Origin of the sequence: Hydrogenophaga intermedia (assembly GCF_023715105.1) — a bacterium.
Lineage (GTDB): Bacteria > Pseudomonadota > Gammaproteobacteria > Burkholderiales > Burkholderiaceae_C > Hydrogenophaga > Hydrogenophaga intermedia_A.
In genome coordinates, this window is the sequence record NZ_JAMBNO010000010.1 from 158,969 (window position 1) to 183,135 (window position 24,167).

21 protein-coding genes and 1 riboswitch are annotated in these 24,167 nt (G+C 68.2%); of the genes, 8 read left to right on the forward strand and 13 right to left on the reverse strand.

Annotated features, from left to right (window positions below):
• Positions 1 to 52 precede the first annotated feature (52 nt).
• Positions 53 to 322, reverse strand: a riboswitch (cobalamin riboswitch).
• A 55-nt stretch (positions 323 to 377) separates the two neighbouring features.
• The 7 genes from M3149_RS11430 (at position 378) to M3149_RS11460 (ending at position 7,887) form a co-directional block, all read left to right on the forward strand.
• Positions 378 to 599, forward strand: coding sequence for a DUF904 domain-containing protein (locus M3149_RS11430; protein ID WP_251709517.1), 222 nt, complete (start codon positions 378 to 380; stop codon positions 597 to 599).
• Between the two features lie 58 nt (positions 600 to 657).
• Positions 658 to 1,065 (forward strand): cell division protein ZapA, encoded by a 408-nt coding sequence (locus M3149_RS11435; protein WP_251709519.1) that lies wholly within the window; start codon positions 658 to 660, stop codon positions 1,063 to 1,065.
• Between the two features lie 263 nt (positions 1,066 to 1,328).
• Positions 1,329 to 2,144, forward strand: a complete 816-nt coding sequence (locus tag M3149_RS11440; protein ID WP_251709521.1) for a sulfite exporter TauE/SafE family protein — start codon at positions 1,329 to 1,331, stop codon at positions 2,142 to 2,144.
• A 242-nt stretch (positions 2,145 to 2,386) separates the two neighbouring features.
• Positions 2,387 to 2,839 carry an SWIB/MDM2 domain-containing protein gene (locus M3149_RS11445; RefSeq protein ID WP_070397840.1) on the forward strand — a complete coding sequence of 151 codons (453 nt, stop codon included), beginning with the start codon at positions 2,387 to 2,389 and terminating at the stop codon, positions 2,837 to 2,839.
• A gap of 142 nt (positions 2,840 to 2,981) precedes the next feature.
• Positions 2,982 to 4,805, forward strand: a complete 1,824-nt coding sequence (locus M3149_RS11450; RefSeq protein ID WP_251709523.1) for an adenylate/guanylate cyclase domain-containing protein — start codon at positions 2,982 to 2,984, stop codon at positions 4,803 to 4,805.
• Between the two features lie 23 nt (positions 4,806 to 4,828).
• A complete protein-coding gene (locus M3149_RS11455; RefSeq protein WP_251709525.1) occupies positions 4,829 to 5,935 on the forward strand; it encodes a phosphatase PAP2 family protein in 1,107 nt (368 codons plus the stop codon).
• The gene (locus tag M3149_RS11460) at positions 5,932 to 7,887 is read left to right on the forward strand and encodes a hypothetical protein (RefSeq protein WP_251709527.1); all 1,956 of its coding nucleotides are present in this window, start codon (positions 5,932 to 5,934) and stop codon (positions 7,885 to 7,887) included. The genes M3149_RS11455 and M3149_RS11460 overlap by 4 nt, the downstream gene beginning before the upstream one ends.
• Positions 7,888 to 7,908: 21 nt before the next feature.
• On the opposite strand, the gene M3149_RS11465 is transcribed toward M3149_RS11460, so the two are convergent.
• The 5 genes from M3149_RS11465 to M3149_RS11485 all read right to left on the reverse strand — a co-directional run bounded on the left by M3149_RS11465 (position 7,909) and on the right by M3149_RS11485 (position 14,891).
• On the reverse strand, positions 7,909 to 8,559 hold the full coding sequence (locus tag M3149_RS11465; RefSeq protein ID WP_251709529.1) for a Crp/Fnr family transcriptional regulator: 651 nt from the start codon (positions 8,557 to 8,559) through the stop codon (positions 7,909 to 7,911).
• Positions 8,560 to 8,568: 9 nt separating this feature from the next.
• A complete protein-coding gene (locus M3149_RS11470) occupies positions 8,569 to 9,255 on the reverse strand; it encodes a helix-turn-helix transcriptional regulator (protein ID WP_251709531.1) in 687 nt (228 codons plus the stop codon).
• A gap of 123 nt (positions 9,256 to 9,378) precedes the next feature.
• Positions 9,379 to 11,082 (reverse strand): thiamine pyrophosphate-binding protein, encoded by a 1,704-nt coding sequence (locus tag M3149_RS11475; RefSeq protein WP_251709533.1) that lies wholly within the window; start codon positions 11,080 to 11,082, stop codon positions 9,379 to 9,381.
• Between the two features lie 32 nt (positions 11,083 to 11,114).
• Positions 11,115 to 12,368, reverse strand: a complete 1,254-nt coding sequence (locus M3149_RS11480) for an MFS transporter (protein ID WP_251709535.1) — start codon at positions 12,366 to 12,368, stop codon at positions 11,115 to 11,117.
• Positions 12,369 to 12,440: 72 nt separating this feature from the next.
• Complete coding sequence (locus M3149_RS11485) at positions 12,441 to 14,891, reverse strand: DUF1631 family protein (protein ID WP_251709537.1); 2,451 nt, start codon at positions 14,889 to 14,891, stop codon at positions 12,441 to 12,443.
• Between the two features lie 202 nt (positions 14,892 to 15,093).
• On the opposite strand from M3149_RS11485, the gene M3149_RS11490 reads away from it, so the two are divergent.
• A complete protein-coding gene (locus tag M3149_RS11490) occupies positions 15,094 to 15,345 on the forward strand; it encodes a hypothetical protein (protein ID WP_251709539.1) in 252 nt (83 codons plus the stop codon).
• A gap of 37 nt (positions 15,346 to 15,382) precedes the next feature.
• Here the strand turns inward: M3149_RS11490 and clpB are convergent, their stop codons facing one another.
• From clpB to M3149_RS11530, 8 genes are all read right to left on the reverse strand, one after another.
• Positions 15,383 to 17,989, reverse strand: coding sequence for an ATP-dependent chaperone ClpB (clpB, locus tag M3149_RS11495; RefSeq protein ID WP_251709541.1), 2,607 nt, complete (start codon positions 17,987 to 17,989; stop codon positions 15,383 to 15,385).
• 92 nt (positions 17,990 to 18,081) lie between these two features.
• Positions 18,082 to 18,834 (reverse strand): GNAT family N-acetyltransferase, encoded by a 753-nt coding sequence (locus tag M3149_RS11500; RefSeq protein ID WP_251709543.1) that lies wholly within the window; start codon positions 18,832 to 18,834, stop codon positions 18,082 to 18,084.
• 8 nt (positions 18,835 to 18,842) lie between these two features.
• Positions 18,843 to 19,316, reverse strand: a complete 474-nt coding sequence (locus M3149_RS11505; RefSeq protein WP_251709545.1) for a molybdenum cofactor biosynthesis protein MoaE — start codon at positions 19,314 to 19,316, stop codon at positions 18,843 to 18,845.
• A 1-nt stretch (position 19,317) separates the two neighbouring features.
• Positions 19,318 to 19,572, reverse strand: a complete 255-nt coding sequence (gene moaD / locus M3149_RS11510) for a molybdopterin converting factor subunit 1 (RefSeq protein ID WP_251709547.1) — start codon at positions 19,570 to 19,572, stop codon at positions 19,318 to 19,320.
• On the reverse strand, positions 19,569 to 20,852 hold the full coding sequence (locus tag M3149_RS11515) for a molybdopterin molybdotransferase MoeA (protein WP_251709549.1): 1,284 nt from the start codon (positions 20,850 to 20,852) through the stop codon (positions 19,569 to 19,571). The genes moaD and M3149_RS11515 overlap by 4 nt, the downstream gene beginning before the upstream one ends.
• A complete protein-coding gene (mobB, locus tag M3149_RS11520; RefSeq protein ID WP_251709581.1) occupies positions 20,849 to 21,382 on the reverse strand; it encodes a molybdopterin-guanine dinucleotide biosynthesis protein B in 534 nt (177 codons plus the stop codon). Before mobB ends, M3149_RS11515 begins: the two co-directional genes overlap by 4 nt.
• 11 nt (positions 21,383 to 21,393) lie before the next feature.
• The gene (gene thrC / locus M3149_RS11525) at positions 21,394 to 22,830 is read right to left on the reverse strand and encodes a threonine synthase (protein WP_251709551.1); all 1,437 of its coding nucleotides are present in this window, start codon (positions 22,828 to 22,830) and stop codon (positions 21,394 to 21,396) included.
• Positions 22,830 to 24,152 (reverse strand): homoserine dehydrogenase, encoded by a 1,323-nt coding sequence (locus M3149_RS11530; protein ID WP_251709553.1) that lies wholly within the window; start codon positions 24,150 to 24,152, stop codon positions 22,830 to 22,832. The genes thrC and M3149_RS11530 overlap by 1 nt, the downstream gene beginning before the upstream one ends.
• Between the last annotated feature and the right edge of the window lie 15 nt (positions 24,153 to 24,167).

A 24,167-nucleotide genomic window follows, 5' to 3' on the forward strand; every position in this document is an offset into this window, starting at 1 on the left:
CCTCACCGCCTTCCCCGACGGTGCATGGGCGTCACGGCGGCGCCGCTTGCGCGGTGCCGCCACCTCGTTGGCCGGTATCCGGGCTGGCAGAGCGACCTCCATCGCCTTCCCGGTGCCGGACCCCTCGAGAGGTCGTTTGCACCAGTGGCGGTGTGATGGAAGCGGAGCATCCGGCGGCTGTGGGCCGCCGGCCGTCTCGTCTGCTTACCGTTGCGGGGGCAGCGCAGGTTAGGTTCGCCGCCATGAGCGGCTCGCCCTCCTGCTTCCCGTTGAACTGCGGCGCGTGAACCACGCCGCGAGCACCAACGGCAAGCATTCTATGCGCGCACCCCGCCTACAATGACCGACGCACATCGGATCGCAGGAAACCCAGCACCATGGCCGCTCCCAAGCAACTCGACCAGATCACCGAGAAGGTGGAGCGGCTGCTGCTGCGCCACGAGGAACTGCAGCGCACCAACGCGTTGCTGGTCGAGCAGGTGCACGCCCTGCAGGCCGAGCGCGACTCGCTCAAGTCGCGTCTGCTGGCCGCTCGGGCCCGCATCGACGCCCTGCTCGAGCGCCTGCCTGTCACCGAAGAACGCAAGGAACGCTCATGAGCGCCGCACGGCCGCCCGAAGGCGCTCGCACCGCAGTGCAATGCACGGAGGTTTTCCAATGAACAAGCCTGGCCACAAGCAGATCGAGGTGCAGATCATGGGCCAGAGCTACCTGCTCTCCTGCCCGGTCGGCGGCGAGTCGCTGCTGCTCGAAGCGGTGGAACGCGTGGACACTGCGATGTGCCGCATCCGCGACGCGGGCAAGGTCAAGGCGCGCGACCGCATCGCCGTGCTGGCCTCGCTCAACCTCGCGTACGAGCTCTCGCAACTGGAGCGCAAGGAGGCCGAACGAGAGGCCGAGGCGCAGCAGTTCCAGGCGTCGTCCTTCGCGGGTGCCGACGCCAGCGCCTTTGCCGAAGCGGGCGGTTTCGACACCGAACCGCTCGATGCACAGACGCAATCGCGCGTGGACGAGCTCATGCGCCGACTCGACCAGACGCTCGACAAGGACGGCCGCCTGCTCTGAGGGCATGCCGCCCGTCATGGCGCGGGGGCATACCGACCGATGGTCCGCAACACCACGGCACAGCTTCTAGAATTCGATCCGTCTGCGGTGTGCGCCGGGCTTCAATGTCCTTGAACCAATGCTCATAGAGCCCGGGCTTGGTACATTGCGCGGCTGGTGCGAGCGTCTCGCGTCAGACGAACCCGAAGCCGCGTTGCCCTCGCCCACCTGAACCCCGGTTCAGGCTTTCGGCCCGGCGCCCACTTGCAGACACCTTATTCCCCATGCCCCTCGAACCCTTGCTGATCGCCGAACTGGCGCTTCTCGGCATCGGCACCGGTTTCCTCGCTGGCCTGCTCGGCATCGGCGGCGGAATGCTGATGGTGCCCTTCATCACCCTCATCCTCACGGGCCGTGGCGTCGCACCCGATCTCGCCGTCAAGATGGCGATCGCCACCTCGATGGCCACCATCATCTTCACCAGCGTCTCCAGCGTGCGCGCGCACCACAAGCGTGGCGCCGTGCGCTGGGACATCGTCAAGCGCCTGGCGCCCGGCATCGTGCTCGGCGCGGCCGTGGCCAGCCTGGGCGTCTTCGCGGTGCTCAAGGGCAGCTGGCTGGCGCTGTTCTTCGCGGCATTCGTGAGCTTCTCGGCCACGCAGATGCTGTTCGACAAGAAGCCCAAGGCCTCGCGCACGCTGCCCGGCACCGCTGGGCAACTCGGCGCCGGTGGCGTCATCGGCTTCCTGTCGGGGCTGGTGGGCGCGGGCGGCGGCTTCGTCTCGGTGCCCTTCATGACCTGGTGCAACGTGGCCATCCACAACGCGGTGGCCACCAGCGCGGCGCTCGGGTTTCCGATCGCGCTGGCCAACGCGGCCGGCTACATCGTGGCGGGCCAGTCTGTGCAGGGCTTGCCCGCGGGCTCGATCGGCTACATCTACCTGCCGGCGCTGGTGGTCATCGCCAGCGCCAGCGTGCTGATGGCACCGCTGGGCGTGAAGGCCGCGCACGCGCTGCCGGTCAAGACGCTCAAGCGCGTGTTCGCCGCCATCCTGTACATGCTCGCGGCCTACATGCTCTGGAAGGGGCTCACCGCCTGATGGCGGCGCGGCGCGCCCCGTGCGCGCCGCTGCAGTGGGCCCCAGCGCACGCGCTCGAGAGCGCGCGCAGAGGGGGAAGTGTTGTTTTCCCCTCTACAAAGCCACGTTTCCCCCGGGCGTTGGGCCTCGCGGAGCCGTTTTCCTCCTTGGAAGCTGTTGACAACTCCATTAGCATCAACACGCTTGTGAGAGAGCGCGTTTTCCACAGGCGAACACGTCAACTTCTAGAAGGAAACTCAACCATGGCAACTGCGAAGAAAGCCGCCGCGAAAAAAGCGCCGGCGAAGAAGGCCGCCCCGGCCAAGAAAGCCGCTCCGGCGAAGAAGGCCGCTCCGGCCAAGAAAGCCGCCCCGGCGAAGAAAGCCGCTCCGGCCAAGAAAGCCGCCCCGGCGAAGAAGGCCGCTCCGGCCAAGAAGGCCCCGGCCAAGAAGGCGCCCGCCAAGAAGCGCACCCCCAACGCCGCCTTCATGAAGGCGCTCACCCCCAGCGCCGCCCTGGCCGCCATCGTGGGCGCGAACCCGCTGCCCCGCACCGAAGTGACCAAGAAGGTCTGGGACTACATCAAGAAGAACAAGCTGCAGGACTCGGTCAACAAGCGCATGATCAATGCCGACGCCAAGCTGAAGGAAATCTTCAAGAAGGCCCAGGCTTCCATGTTCGAAATGACCAAGCTGGTCAACGACCACCTGAAGTGATCCGGGCGCGCCTTCGGGCGCGTTCCTTGCCTCACAAAGCCGACGTTCCGTCGGCTTTGTCGTTTCCGCACGCTCAGCACCGGTCTTGGCCCGAAGCCCTGGACTCCTGTGCGAAACTGCGTCGCCCCTTGATCACCCGCGCATGACCACCACGCCCCCGACCCCGCCCCAAGAGCCCGCCGAGGGAACGCCGGCGGCGATCACGCTGCCGCCGATGCAGCACAAGACGGTGCTGGTGATCGATCTGGTGGAGTCGGTACGTTTGATGGCCGCCAACGAGGCGCAGGTGGTGGCGCTGTGGCGCGGCTTCGTGCAGTTCGCCACCACCGAAGTGCTGCCCGCGCGCGGCGGGCGTCTCGTCAAGAGCCTCGGCGATGGCCTGCTGGCCGAGTTCGAGCATCCCGCGCAGGCGGTTCGCGCGGCACTCGAACTGCACCGCCATTTCGACACTGCCAACCGCAGCCTGCCTGCCGCGCAGCAGCTCTACCTGCGCGCCGGCGTCAATGCCACCCAGCTCTACGTGGACGACGTGGACGTGTACGGCCACGGCGTGAACCTGGCCGCGCGCGTGGCCGACCTGGCCGCCCCGGGCGAGACCGTGGTCACCGCCAGCGTGTACGACGCCATCGTGGTGGGCGTGGACGCCGATGTGATGGACCGCGGCGAGAGCTACCTCAAGCACTGGCCCGAGCCGGTGCGCACCTGGGCGGTAAGCCCGGTGAACGAACGCACGCCGGTGGTGCGCCTGCCCACCCCGGCCGAATCGGCAAGCGACTTCCGCCCCGGCGTGGCGGTGGTGCCCTTCGAGACACGCAGCCACGCGGCCGAGCAGTTCGTCATCGGCGAGCTGATTGCCGATGGCGTGATCACCCAGCTCTCGCGCAGCCAGGATTTGCGCGTGATCTCGCGCCTGTCCACCAGTGCCTTCCGGGGCCGCGGCAACACGCCGGCCGAAATCGGCCAGCGCCTGGAAGCGTCTTACACACTGAGCGGCAGCTACGTCAACTTCGGCGACAAAGTCGTCATCACCGCGGAGCTGAGCGACAACCGCCGCGACGAGGTGGTGTGGGCCGAGCGCCTCTCGGGCGACACGCTCGATCTGCTGCAGATGCAGAGCGAACTGATCACCCGCCTGAGCGAGGCCACTGCCAACGCCGTGCTGCACCATCTGGTGCAGCGCACGCTGGTGCAGCCGGTGCCGCAACTGGAGAGCAATGCCCTCATGCTCGGGGGCATCACGCTCATGCACCGCTCCACCCCGCGCGATCTGCAGCGCAGCCACGAGCTGCTGGAGGCCGTGGTGGACCGCCACAAACGCGTGGCCACGCCTTGGGCCTGGCTGGCCAAGTGGCACATCATGCAGGTGGTGCAGGGCCTGGCGCCCGAGCCAGCACGGGCCTTCCGGGAGGCGATCGGTGTCGCCGACCGCGCACTGGATCTGGAGCCCAACAGCACGCTGGCGATGGCCATCAAAGGGCATGCGCTGTGCCACTTGGGCGAAGACGTCGAAGGTTCTCGTCGCTTGCTGATCGAATCCACCGACACCAATCCGAACGATCCCATGGCCTGGCTGTATCGCAGCGTGTGGTCGACGCTCTGGGGAGTGGCAGACGAATCCGTCGTGGAAGCCGAGCGCGCACTCAGCCTATCCCCACTGGATCCGCAAAAGTACTATTTCGAGATGATGCTGGCGAACTGCTATCTCGCCTCACACCGCCTGTACGACGCCATCGAACTCGGCAAGGCTTCGGTCCGCAAGAACCGATACCACGCACCGACGATCCGGGCGCTGCTCATCGCGCAATTCGAGTCTGGGGATCACGCTGGCGCTCGCGAAACCTTTGCATTGCTGCGGCAGGTTCAGCCAGACCTCACGATTCAGCGCTACCGTACCGCGGGCAGCCAGAGCCCGATGCGGCAGCGAGCGATACAGGCGCTTAGCGCCCTAGGCCTGCCGGAATCTTGAATCTTCAACTGGGAGAGACCAATATGAGCGCATTGAGCGGTGGTGTCAGTGGCGGCGTGAGCGGAGGCGTCAGCGGAGGCGTCAGCGGTGGCGTCAGTGGCGGTGTCAGTGGCGGTGTCAGTGGCGGTGTCAGCCAGGCAATTGCCTCCACCGATGCTCTGACGCTCTCGCGCGCGGCCATCGTCGGCCCCTTCGAAGGCGCAACGTTGCACGTGAGCTGGCCGGGCTTCGACCGGGCCGACAACCTCAAACGCTGGGCCGACGGCCCGCGCGTGGCCGCGGTGTTGTCCGAAGTGCTCGAAGGCCTGAGCTACGACGTCGACAAGCCGCGCAAGTCCGCGTCGCTGCGTTTTGCAAACGGCAGCAAGAATCATCGGCTGGTGCAGCTTGTCGGTCCCGACGAAAAGCTCATCCAGAGCCAACTGCAACTCGTCGCAGCCTATGCCGACCTGCGCCCCGATCGCGCGGTCGAGGTGGTCGAGCAGATGGGCTTTCCAGTACCTTTCTGGGGCTCCGTCGTGGGCCTGACCGCGCACCGCCACGGCAAAACGCTCGCGCTGCTGGACGTCGCCTTCTCGCTCGCCGTGAGCGTGGAGCAGCGCTTCAAGCAGATCTTCTCGGTGCCACGGCCGGTCGAGTTCTCGCCGCAGATCCAGCCCATGATCCCCACACCCGGCCACGGCGCCTGGCCCAGCGGTCACGCCACCGAGGCCTTCCTCGCGGCCACGTTGCTGCAGGCGCTGCTGGACGCGGCCATGCCCGCGAAGAAAAAGCAATCGGGCAACGGGCAGGCGAGCCACGAGCAATTGCAGCGCCTGGCCGCGCGCATCGCCGTCAACCGCACCGTGGCCGGGCTGCACTACCCGGTGGACAGCGCGGCCGGGCGCCTGCTGGGCACCGCGCTCGCTGAGTACCTGGTGGCGCGCGCCACCGGCAAGGCGGTGCACGAGCGCAGCTTCGATTCGGCGCTGTTCATCGAGAAGGACGGCGCGCCGATGGACTTCAGCCTGCACGCCCCGATGGACCACGCCAGCGGCAGCGCCTACACGCGATCGCCCAAGGCACAGGACGTGCCCAAGGCGGACCTGCTCGCCTGGCTGTGGGAGGAAGCCGTCAAGGAGTGGCAATGAGCTGGGCCCCCCTGCCCCGCGGCGCCTTCACCGGCATCGACTGGTCGGCGCCCGGCGCCATCGATGGCATGGACCCCTATCTGGCCTGGGCCGAGGCCGATGGCTTCGTGGGGTACCACGTGCACGGCGAGGACGACCAACCCAAGTGGCTGCCCATCGTCATCGGCCTGCGCGAGTGCGCCGACGTGCGCCAGCTGGTCGACGCATCGTCGAGCCGCTGGCTGCAGATTCCGCAGGTCTACCTGCTGATACCCGGGCTGCGCCACTGCACAGCTCGCGTGTCGAAGAAGTTCTTCGAGCACTGGCGCAACGGCCACGCGATGCGAGCGCTGATCGACCGCTTCGAGCTTGGCCTCCCAGTGGAGCACCACACGCAGGAACTGCCCCACTGCTGCCACCCGCACGAACACCCTCGGCCACCGAAGGGGCGTCTGCGCGGCCCGGTGCTCGGCCTCATCGACGGCGGCCTCGCGGTGGCCAACGCGGCATTTCGCGACGCGCGCGGTCGCACGCGCGTGAAGCACTTCTGGCGCCAGGACAACCACTACGGCGGCGCGTGGCCCGGCACGCCGGACAACAAGCGCGTGCCACTGGATCCGGCCCGCGCCGGCCCCGAACCGCGCGACCTGGGCTACGGCCACGCGCTCGACGCAGCGGCCATCGACGCCGCCATCGCGCGCTATACGCACCACCGCCGGCTCGACGAAGACGCGCTCTACCGCCACCTGCAACTCTGGGATCTGGCGCGACCGGTGAACCACGGCACCCACGTGATGGGCCTGGCCACCGCGCCTGGCGGCTTGCTGAACCCGCAGGACAACGACTTCGCCAGCCATTGCGAGCTGATTGCCGTGCAGCTGGACTGGGCCAACGTGCTCGACACCTCAGGCGGCGCCATGAACGTGAGCGTGCTCGACGGCCTGCACTACATCGTCTCGCGCTGTGCCGACGACGCGGCCATCGTGGTCAACATCAGTTGGGGCACGTTGGCGGGCCCGCACGACGGCAGCTCGCTGCTGGAGGCGGCCATGGACGAACTGGTGGAGCGATTGGACGGGCGCCTGCAGATCACCGTGCCGGCCGGCAACGGTTACCAGAGCCGCACGCACGCCAATGCAGAACTGCCGGCAGGCACGCGCAAGAAGGACTCCGGGCTCGCCCTGCATTGGCGCGTGCTGCCCGACGATCACACGCAGAGCTTCCTGGAGATCTGGCTGCCCGATGACGCGCAGGATGTGTCGATCACGGTGCAGCCGCCCGAGCGGGCCGCGCAGGTGGTCACGCTGGCGGCGGGGCAATCGGGCATGTGGACCGGCGAGGATGGCCGGCCACAGTGGTCGCTGATCTACCCGCGCACCACCGCACTCGGTGCACGTGGCACCTGCGCCCTGCTCGCCGTCGAGCCCACGGCAAGTCACGACCCTGAACGCGCGCTGGCGCCGTTCGGGCGATGGACGATCACGCTGCGCAATGGCGGCCGCCAGCCCGTGGTGTTCGACGCCTACGTGGAGCGCGACGACGTGGCGCTGGGCATGAACACCGGCGCGAAACAATCGTCGCTGGAGGACGTGCACTACAACACCCAGGGCAATCTGGATGGCTGGGTCGACCAGCCCGGCAACCCCACGCCGATCCGGCGCAGCGGCGTGTTCAACAGCTTGTCCACCGGGCGCCACACCATTGCCGTGGGCGGCACCCGCGCGACCGACAGCGGGCGCGCACCACTGGCGCACTTTGCGCGCTACTCGCCGCAGAAGCCCGAGCCCGACGCCGCGCGAGCGCAGCGCCCCGATGTGCGCAACGTGCCACAAATCCTGGCCTCCTGCGATGACAACACGGCGCTGTGGGGCGTGCGCAGCACGGGCAGCCTGAGCGGGGGCACGGTGCGCCTGGCGGGCACGAGCTCGTCGGCCCCGCGCGAGGCGCGCCGCAGGCTCAACGCCCTTAAGTGAAGAACACGCCCGGCGGTGCGCTCACCAGCGCGCCGGCAGCGGCTTGACGAGCCAGATCCAGCGTTCGCGCACTTCAATGAAGCCGCCGGTTTCCAGGTCCTTGAGCAGGCGGCTCACCATTTCGCGCGAGCAGGCCAGGTGTTGCGCGATCTGCTGGTGCGTGACCTTCTCGCGCAGCGGGCGTTCGCCGGCCTCGTTGGATTCGCGCGCCCAGTCGTTGAGCAGTTTCACCAACCGGCCGTAGACGTCGATCAGTGCGACGCTGCGCGCGCTTTCGGTGGCCAGGCGCGCGCGGCGGATGAGGCGCGCCATGAGTTCCAGTGCGAATTCGGGGTGCTCGGCGATGTAGGCCAGCAGCCGTTCGCGGGTGATCACGGCGCAGGTGGTGGTGTCGGTGGCCTCGACGTTGGCCGAACGCGGCCCGCCGTCGAGCGACATCTCGCCCACGTATTCCAGCGGGCCGTAGACGCCCAGGGTGAGCTCCTTGCCCGTGGCATCGGCCACGTAGGCGCGCAGGCGCCCCTTGAGCACGATGTAGAGCGTGTCGCCGACATCGCCCTCCTGGATCAGCAGGGCCCCACGGCGGTAATGGCGATGCACCCCCTGGGCCGCCAGCGCTTCGATGTGTTCGGTGTTGCGAGGATTCAGCGTCGAAGGGCTGGCAGCGGGCATCCGGGGCGATCAGGGGTGGGTGTAACCGCCCGAATTGTGCGCGACCGGTGTGACGATGCGCAAGGCGGGCACCACCGGGGGCAAGGTGTTGATCCGCTGCAGCAGGCGGCGGATGCTGGGCGCGCCGGCCTTCTCGCGCAGGGTCTTGATCTGGCTGCGCACGGTGGACACGGCCACGCCGTTCTCGGCCGCGATCTCGTGGATATCGAGCCCGCGACACAGGGCCAGCAGCACCACCTCTTCGGTGGGGCTGAGCGCCAACGCGCGCGCGAACATGCGAACCGCGAGGTTGTCGCACACGTTCTGGCGGGAAAGCACCACCAGCACGGTGGGTTTGTCGTCTTCCAGCGGGTGCGACAGCGGCGTGAAGGCCATCGACAGGTCGTGATCGCCCTCACGCATGAGCACCAGGCGGCGCTGGCCGCGCAGCGCGGCGTCCAGCGCCTGCTGGATGCGCTCGCTGTGCTCGGGCGTGCTGCCCATGAGGTTGCCGCTGCACGCGCGCAGCATGCGGCGCTGCGCGAGCTCGTGGCGTGCCAGGTGGTTGGCATGCAGGATGCGGCCCTGCGCGTCCAGCAGCAGCATGCCGTAGTCGATTTCGTCGAACACGCGCAGCAAGTGGGCTTCGCTCAGCGACGAAGTCTCCTGCACGTTGTACGAAACGCTTCCCCAAACCTTGTCCGTTGTCTGCAGCATGATGAACCTCCTGTTGAGACAGAAGTGTTCGTTTTTGCAGCCGCCGGCGCTGTGCCGTGGTGACAGGCTGTTTGTGATGTATTCACCAAACCGCGGCCGCCGGCGCGGTGGGGAATCGACGCCTCAGCGCTGGAGTGCTGCCTGGCGAATGGCGCTGAGCGTGCCGCGCGTGGTGATGACCTCGGGGTCGAGCGGCACCACGATCACCGTGCCACCCGGGTGCGCCAGTGCGCGGCGCAGCGCGGGCTCGAAGTCGGCCGTGGCGGCCACACGCTCGGCCGCATAGCCGTAGGCGCGCGCCAGTGCCACGAAGTCGGGGTTGGCCAACGTCGAGCCGCTCACGCGCGCCGGGTACTCGCGCTCCTGGTGCATGCGGATGGTGCCGTAGCTGCCGTTGTCCAGCAGCAGCACGATGCTCCTGGCGCCGTGCTGAACCGCGGTGGCGAGCTCTTGCCCGTTCATGAGGAAATCGCCGTCGCCCGCGATGGTGAAGGCCAGCCGCCCGGTGGCGATGGCCGCACCGATGCCCGCCGGTACGCCGTAGCCCATGGCGCCGTTGGTGGGGGCGAGTTGCGTCTTGTGCCCGCGCGCCAGCCCCGGGTAGCGGTAGAAGCGGTGCAGCCAACTGGCGAAGTTGCCCGCGCCGTTGGTGAGCACGGCGTCCTCGGGCAGCAGGCGCTGCAGCGTGTGCACGATGGCGGGCATGTCGATCGGACCCGGCAGCTTCACGCCGTTGTTCGCCGGATCGATGTTGGCCAGGTAATCGGCATGGCTGCCGGCGGTCCAGTCGGCCCAGGGCAGCTGCGGTGGCGCGGTGAGCACCTCCAGGCTGCGCGCCGCTGCGTTCATGCTGGCCTGGATGGCGAGCGTGGGTTGGTACACGCGGCCCAGTTCTTCTGCGCTGCTGTGGATGTGCACCAGCTTCTGTTTCGGCACCGGCGCCTCGATCAGCGTGTAGCCGCCGGTGGTGCTCTCGCCCAGGCGCGGGCCGATGGCGATCAGCAGGTCGCTCTCGCGGATGCGTTTCGCGAGCGCCGGGTTGATGCCCAGGCCGACGTCGCCCGCGTACTGCGCGTGGTGGTTGTCGAAGGTGTCCTGGAAGCGGAAGGCGTTGGCCACCGGCAATTGCCAGTTCTCGGCAAAACGCTGCAGGGCGGCCGCACTCTGCGGGGTCCAGCCGCCGCCACCGGCAATGACGAAGGGGCGCTCGGCAGCCAGCAGCAGCGTGCGCAGCTCGCGCAGCGCGCCGGGATCGCTCCAGGCCTGCACTGGCTCCACGCGCGCCAGCGGCTGGGCGCTCACCGTGTGCGTGAGCATGTCTTCGGGCATCACCAGCACCACCGGGCCAGGGCGGCCGTTCATGGCGGTGGCGAAAGCACGCGCCACGTATTCGGGGATGCGGCGCGCATCGTCAATGCGCTCCACGCGCTTGGCGAAGCCCTTCGTGGACGGTCCGAAAAACGCAGCGAAGTCAACCTCCTGGAAGGCCTCGCGGTCGCGCGCATCGCTGGCCACGTCGCCCACGAACAGCACCATCGGCGTGCTGTCCTGGAAGGCGGTGTGCACGCCAATGGACGCGTTGGTGGCGCCGGGCCCGCGCGTCACGAAGCACACGCCAGGACGGCAAGTGAGCTTGCCGTGCGCCTCGGCCATGAAGGCCGCACCGCCCTCCTGGCGGCACGTCACGAAGCGGATGCGATCGCCGTGCGCGTGCAGGCCGTCGAGCACCGCGAGGTAGCTTTCGCCGGGCACGCCAAAGGCGTGGGTGACGCCCTGCGCGATCAGGCACTCCACCAGCAAGTGGCCGGCCAGTTTTTCGTGGCTCATGTCGTGGCTCATGTCGTGGCCCATTTCGCGGCTCATTTCGCCACCCCCGCCACGCGCTTGCCCACACCCAGCGCTGCGAACACCGACAGCGCCAGCACCACCGCACCGCCCGCCAGGGTCGCGGCATACCAGCCACGGTCCATGAACAGACCGAAGATCAGCGGCGAGAGGGCGAAGCCGACATCCAGGCCGGAATACACCGTGCCGTAGACGCGGCCCGTGGCGCCCTTGGGGGTGGCCCGCTTGATGAGCATGTCGCGGCTGGGCCCGGCCACGCCGACCGCAAAGCCGGTGGCGGCCAGCACAACCATGGTGCCCGCTTCGCCGAACCAGCCGGTGGCGCACAGCAACATGAACAACGCGCCCAGACCCATGGCCCAGGCCACCACCACGTCGCTGGAGATGCGGTGCTGCTGGCCGTACACCGACACGAAACCGCCGACGAACATGCCCGCCGCCGCACACAGCATGTAGGCGCTGACGGTGACGGTGGCCGCCTCCATCGAGGTGCCGTAGAGGGCTTGCAGGATGGACGGCGCAAAGCTCTGCACCACCGCGAGCGTCATGGTGGAGAGCAGAAAGAACGCAAAGCACCACCACACCACGGGCAGCTTGAGGAAGGCCAGGTCGTGCTCGGTGGCCGTGCCGTCGGGCTGGCGCGGCGCGCGCACCACCACCTCGGTGAGCAGCTTGTCGCGCTGCCACCAGAGCAGCGCGAGCACCGCCACGTAGAGCACCGCGGCCGCGTGGTACGCGGTACGCCAGTCGCTCAGTGCGGTGATGCCGACCAGGAAACTGGGCGCCAGCGCCCAGCCCAGGTTGCCGGTGAGGCCGTGTGCGCTGAACGCGTGACCCAGGCGCGGGGCCGACACCCGCTGGTTGAGGATGGTGAAATCACAAGGATGGAACGGGGCGTTGCCGATGCCGGCCAGCACCGCCACCGCCATCAGCCCGGCGTAGCCCGTGGCCTGCGAGGCGACCAGCGAGGCCACCAGAAAGCAGCCGATGGCGGCAAACAGCACCGGGCGTGCGCCCACGCGGTCGACGAGAAAGCCCGAGAGCGCCTGGCCGATGCCGGAGATGACGAAGAACACGGTCATCAACAGCCCGACGTCGGCGAAGCCGAGGCCGAAGTCGCGGATGAACACCGGAAACAAGGGCGCGAGCAGCAGATGCGAAAAATGCGAGGTGCCGTGCGCCAGGCCGACCAGCCCGATGACGGTGGCGTCCTGCTTGAGGGGAACAGGGTTGGCAGGCGGCAGCGCGCCCAGCGTGGCAGAGGTCATGGAACGAGATGGTAGCGAGGGCGGCGCCCTGGCGCTGCCCGATGGGCGACTTGCGGACCGACCGCTCAGTGCTCAGTGCTGACTGACGGGTTCGAGCACGGGTGGCGGGCCGGCAGTGAGCACGGCGTCCAGCGCGGCCTGCACCACCGGGCGGGCCTCCACCGGGCGCAGCCAGCGGTTGCGGATCAGGCGCACACAGACACGCTTGGTCATGGAATGCGCGCGCCCGCCACGGCTGGTGAACATGAACAGCGTGCCGCGGTTGCTGGCCCAGGTGAGCTGCGCGCGCAACCATTCGCCATGGGAGTAAAGGTCGACCCAGGCACCCTCGCGCAACGAGAGCAACAGCTGCTCGGCATCGAGCGCGCTTTCGTCTTCCAGCGCGCCGCTGGTGCTGGTGTCGAACTCGGCGCCGTGCAGACTGCCGTAATCGGTGGCGATGGTGTCCTCGAAGCCGGCGCTGGCCATCTCGTTCTTGCCGAGCCAGGGTTGGTCAGCCGCCTTGGGCACGCGCTGCTCCGGGGTGGCCGGGGCGAGTTCTTCGAGCACCAGCAGCGCGGTGGCGGCCTCGTCGTCAAGCGGAATCGGATCGCTGTGGCCGCTGTCGCTGCGCACCTTGGCGCGGCGCAGGCCGAGCACCGGCTCGTGCAGGCGCAGCAACGCGTCGAAGAAGGTCTGCGTCTCGGCCGGCGACTTGCCCAGCACCTCCAGGCCTCGCCGCAGCGTCTTCACCAGCCCGGGGACGATGCGGAACAGCTCGGCTGGACGGCGCAGCGTCACATCCTTCTTGATGCTCCAGAGCAAGTCGGAGACCGCCTTGCGATAGGCGTTGAGGTCCTCCTGCGTGGCGGGCAGGCCCATCTCGGCCGACGCCAGCACCAGCGACCAGCTGCCGTAGATGAAGTCGAGGATGAACCCCGGCGCGTTCTCGACGTCGGGGCGCTGGCTCAGGTCCCAGGCGATGCGGTCGGCCAGCGCCTGGCGGTCTTCCGCGTGGCGCAGCGCCCGCAGCTGGTCGTTCTTGACCTGTTCTTCCCGCTCGTCCTGCGAGCGCCAGTGGCCGCGCAATTGCTCCAGCGTCTCGCCGAAGGCCTTGGGGTCATCGCTGGCGCGTTCGTTGAGGGTGCGGAAGGCCTCGCGCACCGGCGCGAAGAAGGAGTCGAACTCCTCGCTGAACTCGTCGTTGTAGCGAAAGCTGCGCTGCGCCACGCTTTCCACCAGGCGGCGCGCAGGGTGGTTGTCCTCGCCGAAGAAGCGCGGCTGCGTCATGGCCTGCTGCAGCAGGGCCGGCTCGAGCGCCACCACCGCTTCGCGCACCGGGGCCAGAAGCAACGGGTCGCGCGCCACCTGATTGACCAGCTTGCGCACCACGTCCAGGCCGACTGCCTGGGCCACCGATTGCGCGTGCTCCTTGAGTTCGAGCAGCATGCGCGTGCGCTCGGTGGCGCTGGCGGCCTTGCCCCATTCGCCGCTCAGTTGCGAGCCGATGCTGACGTGACGCACCGGGCGGTCCACCGCCGGCAGATCGCGAAAGCGCGTGCGTTCCTCTTCCAGCACCACCTCGTCGAGCACCGGCAGCGCGGCCTGCGCCGCGAGCTCGGCTCGCTCGCGTTCGAGCGCGCGGTAGTAGCTCGCATCAAGCCGTTGCTCGAACGCCGGGCCGCCCTGCTCCAGGAACTGCTGCATCACGTCGTGATCGAGCATCGGCGCGCTGCGCGCGAGGTCGGCCATGGGCGGCAGCCATTGCGTTTCGGCGTGGGCGGTTTGTGACTGCGTGGACGGCATGGCCATGCCGCCGGGCGTGAACTCGAAGTCGAGCAGATCGCGCTTGGGCGGAGGCGGCGGTTTGGTGGCCTGCGGGTCGGCCACCAGGCGCACACGGTAGCTGGCCTCCTGCACGTTGGCCTTCTGCAGCGTGAGCGCGAGCTGCTCGTACAGCGTGCGCAGCTCACGGCCCAGGGGCGTGGCCAGGTGGCGCATCCACAGGGTGCGGATCTCGGGGTCGCTCTCGCTGCCGGCGATGAGATCGCGCAACACCCGCACGTAAACCGAGGGCCGCATCGGGTTCTTCTCGGCATGCACGCTGTGCAGGCCGATCAGCGAGCTCATGCGGGCGTCCAGGACAGCCAGGGCCTGCTCCACCTCGGGCAGCAGGTTCTGCAGCACCTTGGCCGATTCGATCGATTCGTTGACGGCGCTGTCGTCCACCAACGCCAGCAGCTCGGAGTTCGACAGCAATGCCATCGACGATGTATTGCCTTCGTTGTACCCGTTCTGCAAAGCGCCCTTGAGGCGCTGCGCGAACGCCGGGCCCCAGGTCTGGCGGTGCTTGATCAGGGTGTACCAGGCGCGGGCACAGCGGTCGCGGGCGGCGACGTCGCGCTGGTCCTTTTCCTCCTGCTGCAGCGAACTGACCGCCACATCGATGCAGCGGCCCAGCGAGGGCGCGGCATGGCGCACGGCTTCATCGAAGCACTGTTCGAGCAGGGGTGAGTTGACCGGCATGGCCTGGGATTGGGGCAATCGTCACGTGAAACAGGTCACGGTTATAGCCGCGCCGTGCGTGAACGATGTGGTGATCGGCCGATTTCCGGACGACCCAAGGCTTTGAGGTTCCGACCGGTCATGCGGGGTGGGCGGACGGTTGGCGCGGTTCTTGTCTGCACCACGGTCGACAGGGGTTTCAAGCGCCTGTCACGCACCTCATGCACTGTTTCGGCCACCCATGGAGACACCGCTTTACAACCGAACCCCTCATGCGTGGCAGGCCCTGGCCCGCCCGGATGGACAGGGCCTGGGCCGCCAGGCCCACACGCTGCTGCTGCTGGCCAACGGCCGGCGCACGTTGCGCGAGCTCTCGCGCCTGCTCGACGAGGACGTGAGCGAGGCCGCCCGGCAACTCGCCGCGCAGGGCTACCTGCAGGACGTGCGCGCTGTCAACGCGCCCGAAGCCGAGCCCGAGGACGAGACCGTATAAGACAAAGGTACGCAGCCCGACCTCGGTCGGGGCGCGATCACGCCATCGGCAGTGGCTCGCCGAACTCGAACACGCCCGGGTTGCGCACCGGGTCCACGCCCACAGGAATCGCCGACTTGGGCGGATAGCGCCCCTCCAGCAGCAGCTTCGACAGCGGGTTCTCGATGCGCTGCTGAATGGCGCGCTTGAGCGGGCGCGCACCGAACACCGGGTCGAAGCCCACCTTGGCCAACTCGCCGAGCGCCGCAGGCGATACCTCCAGCTTGAGATCCATGGTCTGCAGCCGCTTTTGCAGGGCCTGCAGCTGAATGCCGGCGATGGCCTCGATGTGCTGCGCGTCGAGCGCGTGGAACACCACGGTCTCGTCAATGCGGTTGAGGAACTCGGGACGGAAGTAGTTCTTCAACTCACCCCAGACCGCCTCCTTCACCTCGTCGTATGGCTGGCCGGCCATGGACTGGATCATGTGCGAGCCGATGTTGCTCGTCATCACGATCACGGTGTTCTTGAAGTCCACGGTGCGGCCCTGGCCGTCGGTCAGGCGGCCATCGTCGAGCACCTGCAGCAGCACGTTGAAGACATCGGGGTGGGCCTTTTCCACCTCGTCGAGCAGCAGCACCGAATACGGGCGACGGCGCACCGCTTCGGTGAGGTAGCCGCCCTCCTCATAGCCCACGTAGCCGGGCGGCGCGCCGATCAGGCGGGCCACGGAGTGCTTCTCCATGAACTCACTCATGTCGATGCGAACCAGATGTTCTTCGCTGTCGAACAGGAAGCCGGCGAGCGCCTTGCACAGCTCGGTCTTGCCCACGCCGGTGGGGCCGAGGAACAGGAAGGAGCCGGTGGGGCGGTTCGGATCGGACAGGCCCGAGCGCGAGCGGCGGATGGCGTTGGCCACCGCGCTGATGGCCTCGTCCTGCCCCACCACGCGCTGATGCAGCTTGTCTTCCATCTGCAGCAGCTTGTCGCGCTCGCCCTGCATGAGCTTGCTCACCGGAATGCCGGTGGCACGCGCCACCACCTCGGCGATTTCTTCGGCGCCCACTTGCGTGCGCAGCAGCTGCGGACGGCCGCCTTCCTTCTTGCCGGTTTCAGCGGCCTGTGCGTCCTTCAGGCGCTTTTCCAGTTCGGGCAACTTGCCGTATTGCAGCTCGGCGACCTTGTTGAAGTCGCCCTTGCGGGTGAACTCCTCGATCTGGTGGCGCAGCTTGTCGATCTCTTCCTTCACCTGCGCAGAGCCCTGGGCCTGCGCCTTCTCGGATTTCCAGATTTCTTCGTAATCGGCGATCTCGCGCTGCAGCCGGGCGATCTCCTCCTCGATCAGCTCATACCGCTTTTGCGAGGCTTCGTCCTTTTCCTTCTTCACCGCCTCGCGTTCGATCTGCAGCTGGATCAGGCGACGATCGAGTTTGTCCATCACCTCGGGCTTGGAGTCGATCTCGATCTTGATCTTGGCCGCGGCCTCATCGATCAGGTCGATCGCCTTGTCGGGCAGGAAACGGTCGGTGATGTAGCGGTGGCTCAACTCGGCCGCGGCCACGATGGCCGGGTCGGTGATGTCCACGCCGTGGTGAACCTCGTACTTTTCCTGCAGACCGCGCAGGATGGCGATGGTGGCTTCCACCGTGGGCTCGTCGACCAGGATCTTCTGGAAGCGCCGCTCCAGCGCGGCGTCCTTCTCGATGTACTTGCGGTATTCGTCGAGCGTGGTGGCGCCCACGCAGTGCAGCTCGCCGCGCGCCAGCGCGGGCTTGAGCATGTTGCCGGCGTCCATGGCGCCCTCGGCCTTGCCGGCGCCCACCATGGTGTGCAGCTCATCGATGAAGACGATGGTCTGGCCCTCGTCCTTCGCGAGTTCGTTGAGCACGCTCTTCAGACGCTCCTCGAACTCGCCGCGGTACTTGGCACCGGCCAGCAGCGCGGCCATGTCCAGGCTCAGCACGCGCTTGCCCTTGAGCGAATCGGGCACCTCGCCCGCCACGATGCGCTGCGCCAGGCCTTCGACGATCGCCGTCTTGCCCACACCGGGCTCGCCGATGAGCACCGGGTTGTTCTTGGTTCGGCGCTGCAGCACCTGGATGGCGCGGCGGATCTCGTCGTCGCGGCCGATCACCGGGTCGAGCTTGCCGGCGCGGGCGCGCTCGGTGAGGTCCAGCGTGTACTTCTTGAGCGCTTCGCGCTGGCCTTCGGCCTCGGGGCTGTTGACGTGCTGGCCGCCGCGCACGGCGGCGATTGCGGCCTCCAGGCTCTTGCGCGACAGGCCGGCCTCGTTGGCGATGCGGCCCAACTCGCCCTTGGCGTCGGCCACGGCCAGCAGGAAGTTCTCGCTCGCGATGTAGGCATCGCCACGCTTGATGGCTTCCTTCTCGCTGGCCTGCAGCAGCTTGCCCAGCTCGGGGCCGACCTGGACCTGCGCCTGGCCTTGAACCTGCGGCAGACGCTTGACCGCCGCCTCGGCGGCCTGGGCGAGTCCGCCCACGTTGACACCGGCGCGCTGCAGGATCGACTGGGGGCCATCGGCCTGGCGCAGCATGGCCAGCAGCAGGTGCACGGGTTCGATGTAGGCGTGGTCGTTGCCCAGCGCAAGGCTCTGGGCGTCGGCCAGGGCTTCCTGGAATTTGGTGGTGAGTTTGTCGAGACGCATGGACAGGCGCTCCGGAAAAAGTGGATTGCCGGACACATGGCGCCAGCCAGGCCGATTTCAAGGCAAGGCCCCTGCCGCGGCCTTGACCGGGATCAATACCGCCAGTAGGCGTAGCCCCAGGCCGTCTCGAAACCCAGTCGCTGGTAGAGCGACAGCGCCGGCGCGTTGCTGGCGTCCACCTGGAGGAACACGCGTTCGACGCCGCGCTGCCGGGCCTCGGTGGCCATGGCGCGCATCACCGCGCCTGCCAGGCCCCGCCGCCGCTGCGCAGCCGCCGTTCGCATGCCGTGCACACCGAGCCAGCCGTGGCCGAAGCTGGCCGCGCCACAGGCCAGGGTGACGCCGTTCTCCCGCAGGCTCGCGTAGCGCGTGCCCACCGCGCGCGCCAGGGCACGCGAGCGGCTGGCGCCGTCCACCGGATCCAGGCCTTCGCCCAGGAACATGGCCAGCCAGGCGGCGTCGGGCCGATCTTCCAGCACGGCATCGGGCCCTGGCCGGGCCGGCAGGCGCTCCAGCAGGTCGGCCACGCTGGTCGCCTGCGTCAGGGTGGGCTGGCGCCGCGTGAAGCCGCGCTGGCCGAGCGCGGTGTGGAAGGTGGCGAAGGACGGCACATCGGGCAGCCGCCACGCGGGCGCAAACCCGCGCTCGCGGTAGCGTTGAACGATGGTGTCGATGAGCCCCACATCGGGCTCGGCGTGGGAGAGCGGCACCGCACACTGCGCGCGCCCCACGGTGCCTGGGTCCATCGGCAGCAGCCAGCCGGGCACGGTGTCGTCGAGTTGCTCGGGGGCCACCGCCTGCACGGTGGCGCGCTCCAGCGAGTCGACGTCGGCGGCGCCCCGCATGGCCAGACTCAGGCGTTGTCGGCCCGGATGCCCCAGCGCGCCAGGGCGGCGTCGTCGCTCACGCGGGCATCGACCCAGCGCGCGCCCTCGGGCGTCTGTTCCTTCTTCCAGAACGGCGCCTGCGTCTTGAGGTAATCCATCAGGAACTCGCAGGCCTGGAAGCTCTGGCCGCGGTGGGCAGAGCTGACGATGACGAGCACGATCTGGTCCAGCGGCTTGAGCAGGCCCACGCGGTGGATCACGCGCGCGCCCAGAATGTCGAAGCGCTTGAAGGCCTCGTCGATCATGCCCTCGATGGCCTTCTCGGTCATGCCCGGGTAGTGCTCAAGCTCCATGGCACTGACCGCTTGACCGTCGTTGCGATCCCGGACCGTGCCGATGAAGCTGCAGACCGCGCCGATGCCCTTGTCCTGCAGGCGCAGCAGCGCCACCTCGGTGCTGAGGTCGAAATCGGTGGTCTGGATGCTGACGCGGGCGGTCAAGTCAACCTCCTGTCACCGGTGGAAAGAAAGCGACCTCGGCGCCATCGCTCAGCGCGGCGGACTCGTCGGCCATGGTCTGGTTGAGCGAGACGCGCACCGCGCGCCCACGCGCCAGCGCCTCGGCGTGCGCGCCGCCGCGAGCGATGAGTTCATCGCGCAGCGCGGCCAGCGTGGTGGCGCCGGTGCTGATGCGTTCGGCACCGGTGCCGATGGCCTCGCGGATAGAGGCGAAATAGCGCAGCTGGATGGTGTTCATGCGAGCAGGTCCGACAAGGCGATGTAGTGCACGGTGTCGCCGGGAGCGATGGTGGTGCCGGCGGGGTTGTCGACCAGGCCGTCGGCCCACACGGTGGAGGTGAGCACGCCCGAGCTCTGGTTGGGGAACAGGTCGAGGCCACCCTGCGCATTGCGGCGCACGCGCAGGAACTCGCGGCGCTTGTCGGCGCGCGGCACCGCGAAATCGGCGCGCAGCGGCATGGCCGGCGGCAGGCGCGGCGCCGCGGCGTCGGCCACGCCCTGCAGCTTGAGCAGGAAGGGCCGCACCAGCAGCAGGAAGGTGACGTAGCTCGACACCGGGTTGCCTGGCAGGCCGATGAAGTGGCTGCGGCCCGTGACGCCTGGATCGCGTCGCACGTGGCCGTAGGCAAACGGCTTGCCCGGCTTCATGGCGATCTGCCAGAGGTCGAGCGCGCCCAGCTGCTGCACGGCGGGCTTGATGTGATCTTCCTCACCCACGGACACGCCGCCGCTGGTGAGGATGAGGTCGTGGTGGTCGGCCGCCGTCTTGAGCGCGGCCAGCGTGGCCTCGCGCTTGTCGGGCACGATGCCGAGGTCGCTCACCTCGCAGCCGAAGCGCTGCAGCAGCGCTCGCAGGAAGAAGCGGTTGGAGTTGTAGATGGCGCCGGGCTTCATGGCCTCGGGCGGCACCTCGCCGGGCATCACGAGTTCGTCGCCGGTGGAAAACAGCGCCACGCGCGGGCGGCGTGCCACGCGCAGATGCGCCAGGCCCAGGCTGGCCGCCAGGCCCAGCGCGGCTTCGTCGAGCCGCTGGCCGCGTGCAAGCACCACGGCACCACGCGTCACGTCCTCGCCGGCGCGGCGCACCCATTGGCCGGGCTGCGGCACGGCGTCGATGTGAACGGCGTGGAAATCGCCACCGACTTCACGCGTGTCTTCCTGCATCACCACGGCGTCGGCGCCCGCGGGCAATGGCGCGCCGGTGAAGATGCGCGCGCAGGTGCCGGGCTTGAGCGGCGTGCCCGCGTGGCCGGCAGGAATGCGCTGGGTCACGGGCAGCACGGCACCCTTCTCGGTGACGTCGGCGCAGCGCAGCGCATAGCCGTCCATGGACGAGTTGTCGTTGGGCGGCACCTGCAGCGCGCTTACCAGGTCCTGCGCGAGCACGCGGCCGACGGCCTCGAACGTGGCCACCGATTCGGTCTCGTCCTCGTTTCGGGTCAACGGCTCGGCGTTGCGGAGCAAGGCATCGAGCGCGTCGTCCAGGGACATCAGGGGGGCGCGCGCCGGGGCGTTCATGTCTCGTCGGGTCTTGTGTAGTGGAACCGGCTGGCATTGTCGATCAGCCACGCGGCCACGTCATCGGGTGCGTTCAAATCCAGCACGGGCCGTGCGGGTGGTTCGGGCAACTGCGGGGCGCTGTCGGTGGCGACGGCAAGCACCCGGGGCTGGCCGGGGTAGATCACCGGCTGGCCGCTGGCCGCGCGCCAGACTTCGATCTTGGGCAAGTTGCTGCGCTTGAAGCCTTCGACCAACACCCAGTCGACGCCCTCGCTCAGGCGCGCGATGAGGGCGTGCACATCGTGCTCGGTGTCGGTTTCGTACTCGCGCATGATGACCATCCGCCGGGGCGACGCGGCCACGATCTCGACCGCGCCGGCCTCGCGGTGGCGCCAGGTGTCCTTGCCCGGGTGGTCGATGTCGAAGTTGTGGTGCGCGTGCTTGATGACGGACACACGCAGACCGCGAAAACGCAGCGCCGGGATGAGCTGCTCGACCAGCGTGGTCTTGCCCGAGCCCGAGAAGCCGGCAAACCCGACGACGTGCATGCGGGGCCGGCTCACGCGCAGTGTTCGGCGATATACGCCTTGATGCGGGCCACATCGGCGGGCATGACCTGCACCCGCTTGGGCAACGCTTCGATGCCCGCGTACGCGGCCGGGCGCTCGGGCTCGTGGCCCAGCGCCTCGACGATGGTTTCGGCGAACTTGATCGGCAGCGCGGTTTCCAGCACCACCATGGGCACACCGGGCGCCAAGTGCTCGCGCGCGACCTTCACGCCGTCGGCCGTGTGGGTATCGATCACCACGGCAAAGCGCCGATCGACATCGCGAATGGTGGCCAGGCGATCGGCGTGCGTGCTCTTGCCGCTGAGGAAGCCGTACCTGCCCGCGGCGTCGGCGAACGCGGGATCGGCGCTCAGGTCGAAGCGGCCCTCGCGCGCCAGCGCGTCGTGGAACAGCGCCTTGCAGCGCGCGGCGTCGCGGCCCACGAGATCGAACACGAAGCGCTCGAAATTGCTCGCCTTGGAGATGTCCATCGACGGGCTGGAAGTCTCGTGCGTGTCGGCGCTGCCGCGCACGCGGTAGACGCCGGTGCGGAAAAACTCGTCGAGCACGTCGTTCTCGTTGGTGGCCACCACGAGATGCGCAATCGGCAGGCCCATCTGGCGCGCCACGTGGCCGGCGCAGACGTTGCCGAAGTTGCCACTGGGCACGGTGAAGCTCACGCGCTGCGTGTCGTTCGACGTCGCCTGGAAGTAGCCCGCAAAGTAGTAAACGACCTGCGCCAGCAGGCGCGCCCAGTTGATCGAGTTGACGGTGCCGATCTTGTGCGCGCGCTTGAAGGCCAGGTCATTGCTGACGGCCTTGACGATGTCCTGGCAGTCGTCGAACACACCTTCGACAGCGATGTTGTGGATGTTCGGGTCCATCAGGCTGAACATCTGCGCCTGCTGGAACGGGCTCATGCGCCCGTGCGGACTGAGCATGAACACGCGCACGCCGCGCTTGCCCTTCATGGCGTGCTCGGCGGCGCTGCCGGTGTCGCCGCTGGTGGCGCCCAGGATGTTGAGCTCTTCGCCGCGGCGGCCCAGTTCGTACTCGAACAGGTTGCCGAGCAATTGCATGGCCATGTCCTTGAAGGCCAGCGTGGGGCCGTTGGACAGGGCTTCGAGGTAGAAGCCGTCCTGCAGTTGCTTGAGCGGCACGATGGCCGCATTGCCGAACACCGCCTCGGTGTAGGTGCGCTCGCACAGCGTGCGCAGGTCATCGGCAGCAATGTCGTCGATGTAGAGCGAGAGGATCTCGAAAGCCAGCGCGGCATAGCCGCCCGGCCGACCCTCACCGTACACGGCCCGCAGGTGCTGCAAAGCGGCGGCGTCCAGCTGCGGATAGCGTTCGGGCAGGTACAGACCGCCATCGGGGGCCAGGCCCTCCAGAAGGATCTCGCAGAAGCGCTTGCGGTCGGGGTGCCCGCGCGTGGAGAGGTAGCGCATCAGTTCAGCTCTTCCTTGCGGATGCGCACGATGGGGGCGAGCACGCTGGGCAGTGCCTGCAGTTGCTCGAGCACTTCGTTCATGGTGCCTTCGCGCGTGTCGTGGGTCAGGATGATTAGATCGGTGCTGGTCGCCCCTTCACCACCCACCTCGTCGGCCTCGCGCTGCAGCACGGCGTCGATGCTGATGCTGCGGCCGGCCAGCAGGCCCGTGACCTGGGCCAGCACACCGGCTTCATCGGCCACGCGCAGGCGCAGGTAGTAGCTGGTCACCACCTCGCTCATCGGCAGCACGGCCACATCGCTCATCGCGTCGGGCTGGAACGCCAGGTGCGGCACGCGGTGGTGCGGGTCGGCCGTGTGCAGGCGCGTCACGTCCACCAGGTCGGCGATCACGGCGCTGGCGGTGGGCTCGCTGCCCGCGCCCTTGCCGTAGTACAGCGTGGTGCCAACGGCATCGCCGTGCACCACCACCGCGTTCATGGCACCTTCGACATTGGCGATCAGGCGCTTGGCAGGCACCAGGCTCGGGTGCACGCGCAGCTCGATGCCCTTGGCCACGCGCTTGGTGATGCCGAGCAGCTTGATGCGGTAGCCGAGCTGTTCGGCGTAGCGGATGTCGGTCGCCGAGAGCTTGGTGATGCCCTCGATGTAGGCCTTGTTGAACTGCACCGGGATGCCGAACGCAATGGCGCTCATGATCGTCGCCTTGTGGGCGGCGTCCACGCCTTCGATGTCGAAGGTCGGATCGGCCTCGGCATAGCCCAGGCGCTGCGCTTCCTTGAGCACGACATCGAAGTCGAGCCCTTTGCCGCGCATCTCGGAGAGGATGAAGTTCGTGGTGCCGTTGATGATGCCGGCGATCCACTGGATGCGGTTGGCGCTCAGGCCCTCGCGCAGCGCCTTGATGATGGGAATGCCCCCGGCCACCGCTGCCTCGAAGGCCACCATCACGCCGCGCTGCGAGGCGGCAGCGAAGATCTCGGTGCCATGCACCGCGAGCAGCGCCTTGTTGGCCGTGATCACATGCTTGCCGGCCGAAATGGCCTCCATCACCAGGGCCTTGGCAATGCCGTAGCCGCCGATGAGCTCGATCACGATGTCGATGTCGGGGTTGGCGATGACTTCGCGCGCATCGGCCACCACCTTCACGCCGTCGCCGACCACCGCGCGGGCACGTGCCACGTCGAGGTCGGCCACCATGGTGATCTCGATGCCGCGGCCGGCGCGGCGGCGGATCTCTTCCTGGTTGCGCTTGAGCACCTCGAAGGTGCCACTGCCGACGGTGCCGATGCCCAGCAGGCCTGCTTGGATGGGTTTCATGGTGGAGAAGGGATA

Excerpts from the sequence above, each read along its gene's own strand:
- M3149_RS11430 (WP_251709517.1), top strand. The coding sequence starts at position 378 with ATGGCCGCTCCCAAGCAACTCGACCAGATCACCGAGAAGGTGGAGCGG.
- M3149_RS11435 (WP_251709519.1), top strand. The coding sequence starts at position 658 with ATGAACAAGCCTGGCCACAAGCAGATCGAGGTGCAGATCATGGGCCAG.
- M3149_RS11440 (WP_251709521.1), top strand. The coding sequence starts at position 1,329 with ATGCCCCTCGAACCCTTGCTGATCGCCGAACTGGCGCTTCTCGGCATC.
- M3149_RS11445 (WP_070397840.1), top strand. The coding sequence starts at position 2,387 with ATGGCAACTGCGAAGAAAGCCGCCGCGAAAAAAGCGCCGGCGAAGAAG.
- M3149_RS11450 (WP_251709523.1), top strand. The coding sequence starts at position 2,982 with ATGACCACCACGCCCCCGACCCCGCCCCAAGAGCCCGCCGAGGGAACG.
- M3149_RS11455 (WP_251709525.1), top strand. The coding sequence starts at position 4,829 with ATGAGCGCATTGAGCGGTGGTGTCAGTGGCGGCGTGAGCGGAGGCGTC.
- M3149_RS11460 (WP_251709527.1), top strand. The coding sequence starts at position 5,932 with ATGAGCTGGGCCCCCCTGCCCCGCGGCGCCTTCACCGGCATCGACTGG.
- M3149_RS11465 (WP_251709529.1), bottom strand. The coding sequence starts at position 8,559 with ATGCCCGCTGCCAGCCCTTCGACGCTGAATCCTCGCAACACCGAACAC.
- M3149_RS11470 (WP_251709531.1), bottom strand. The coding sequence starts at position 9,255 with ATGCTGCAGACAACGGACAAGGTTTGGGGAAGCGTTTCGTACAACGTG.
- M3149_RS11475 (WP_251709533.1), bottom strand. The coding sequence starts at position 11,082 with ATGAGCCACGAAAAACTGGCCGGCCACTTGCTGGTGGAGTGCCTGATC.
- M3149_RS11480 (WP_251709535.1), bottom strand. The coding sequence starts at position 12,368 with ATGACCTCTGCCACGCTGGGCGCGCTGCCGCCTGCCAACCCTGTTCCC.
- M3149_RS11490 (WP_251709539.1), top strand. The coding sequence starts at position 15,094 with ATGGAGACACCGCTTTACAACCGAACCCCTCATGCGTGGCAGGCCCTG.
- clpB (WP_251709541.1), bottom strand. The coding sequence starts at position 17,989 with ATGCGTCTCGACAAACTCACCACCAAATTCCAGGAAGCCCTGGCCGAC.
- M3149_RS11500 (WP_251709543.1), bottom strand. The coding sequence starts at position 18,834 with ATGCGGGGCGCCGCCGACGTCGACTCGCTGGAGCGCGCCACCGTGCAG.
- moaD (WP_251709547.1), bottom strand. The coding sequence starts at position 19,572 with ATGAACACCATCCAGCTGCGCTATTTCGCCTCTATCCGCGAGGCCATC.
- M3149_RS11515 (WP_251709549.1), bottom strand. The coding sequence starts at position 20,852 with ATGAACGCCCCGGCGCGCGCCCCCCTGATGTCCCTGGACGACGCGCTC.
- mobB (WP_251709581.1), bottom strand. The coding sequence starts at position 21,382 with ATGCACGTCGTCGGGTTTGCCGGCTTCTCGGGCTCGGGCAAGACCACG.
- thrC (WP_251709551.1), bottom strand. The coding sequence starts at position 22,830 with ATGCGCTACCTCTCCACGCGCGGGCACCCCGACCGCAAGCGCTTCTGC.
- M3149_RS11530 (WP_251709553.1), bottom strand. The coding sequence starts at position 24,152 with ATGAAACCCATCCAAGCAGGCCTGCTGGGCATCGGCACCGTCGGCAGT.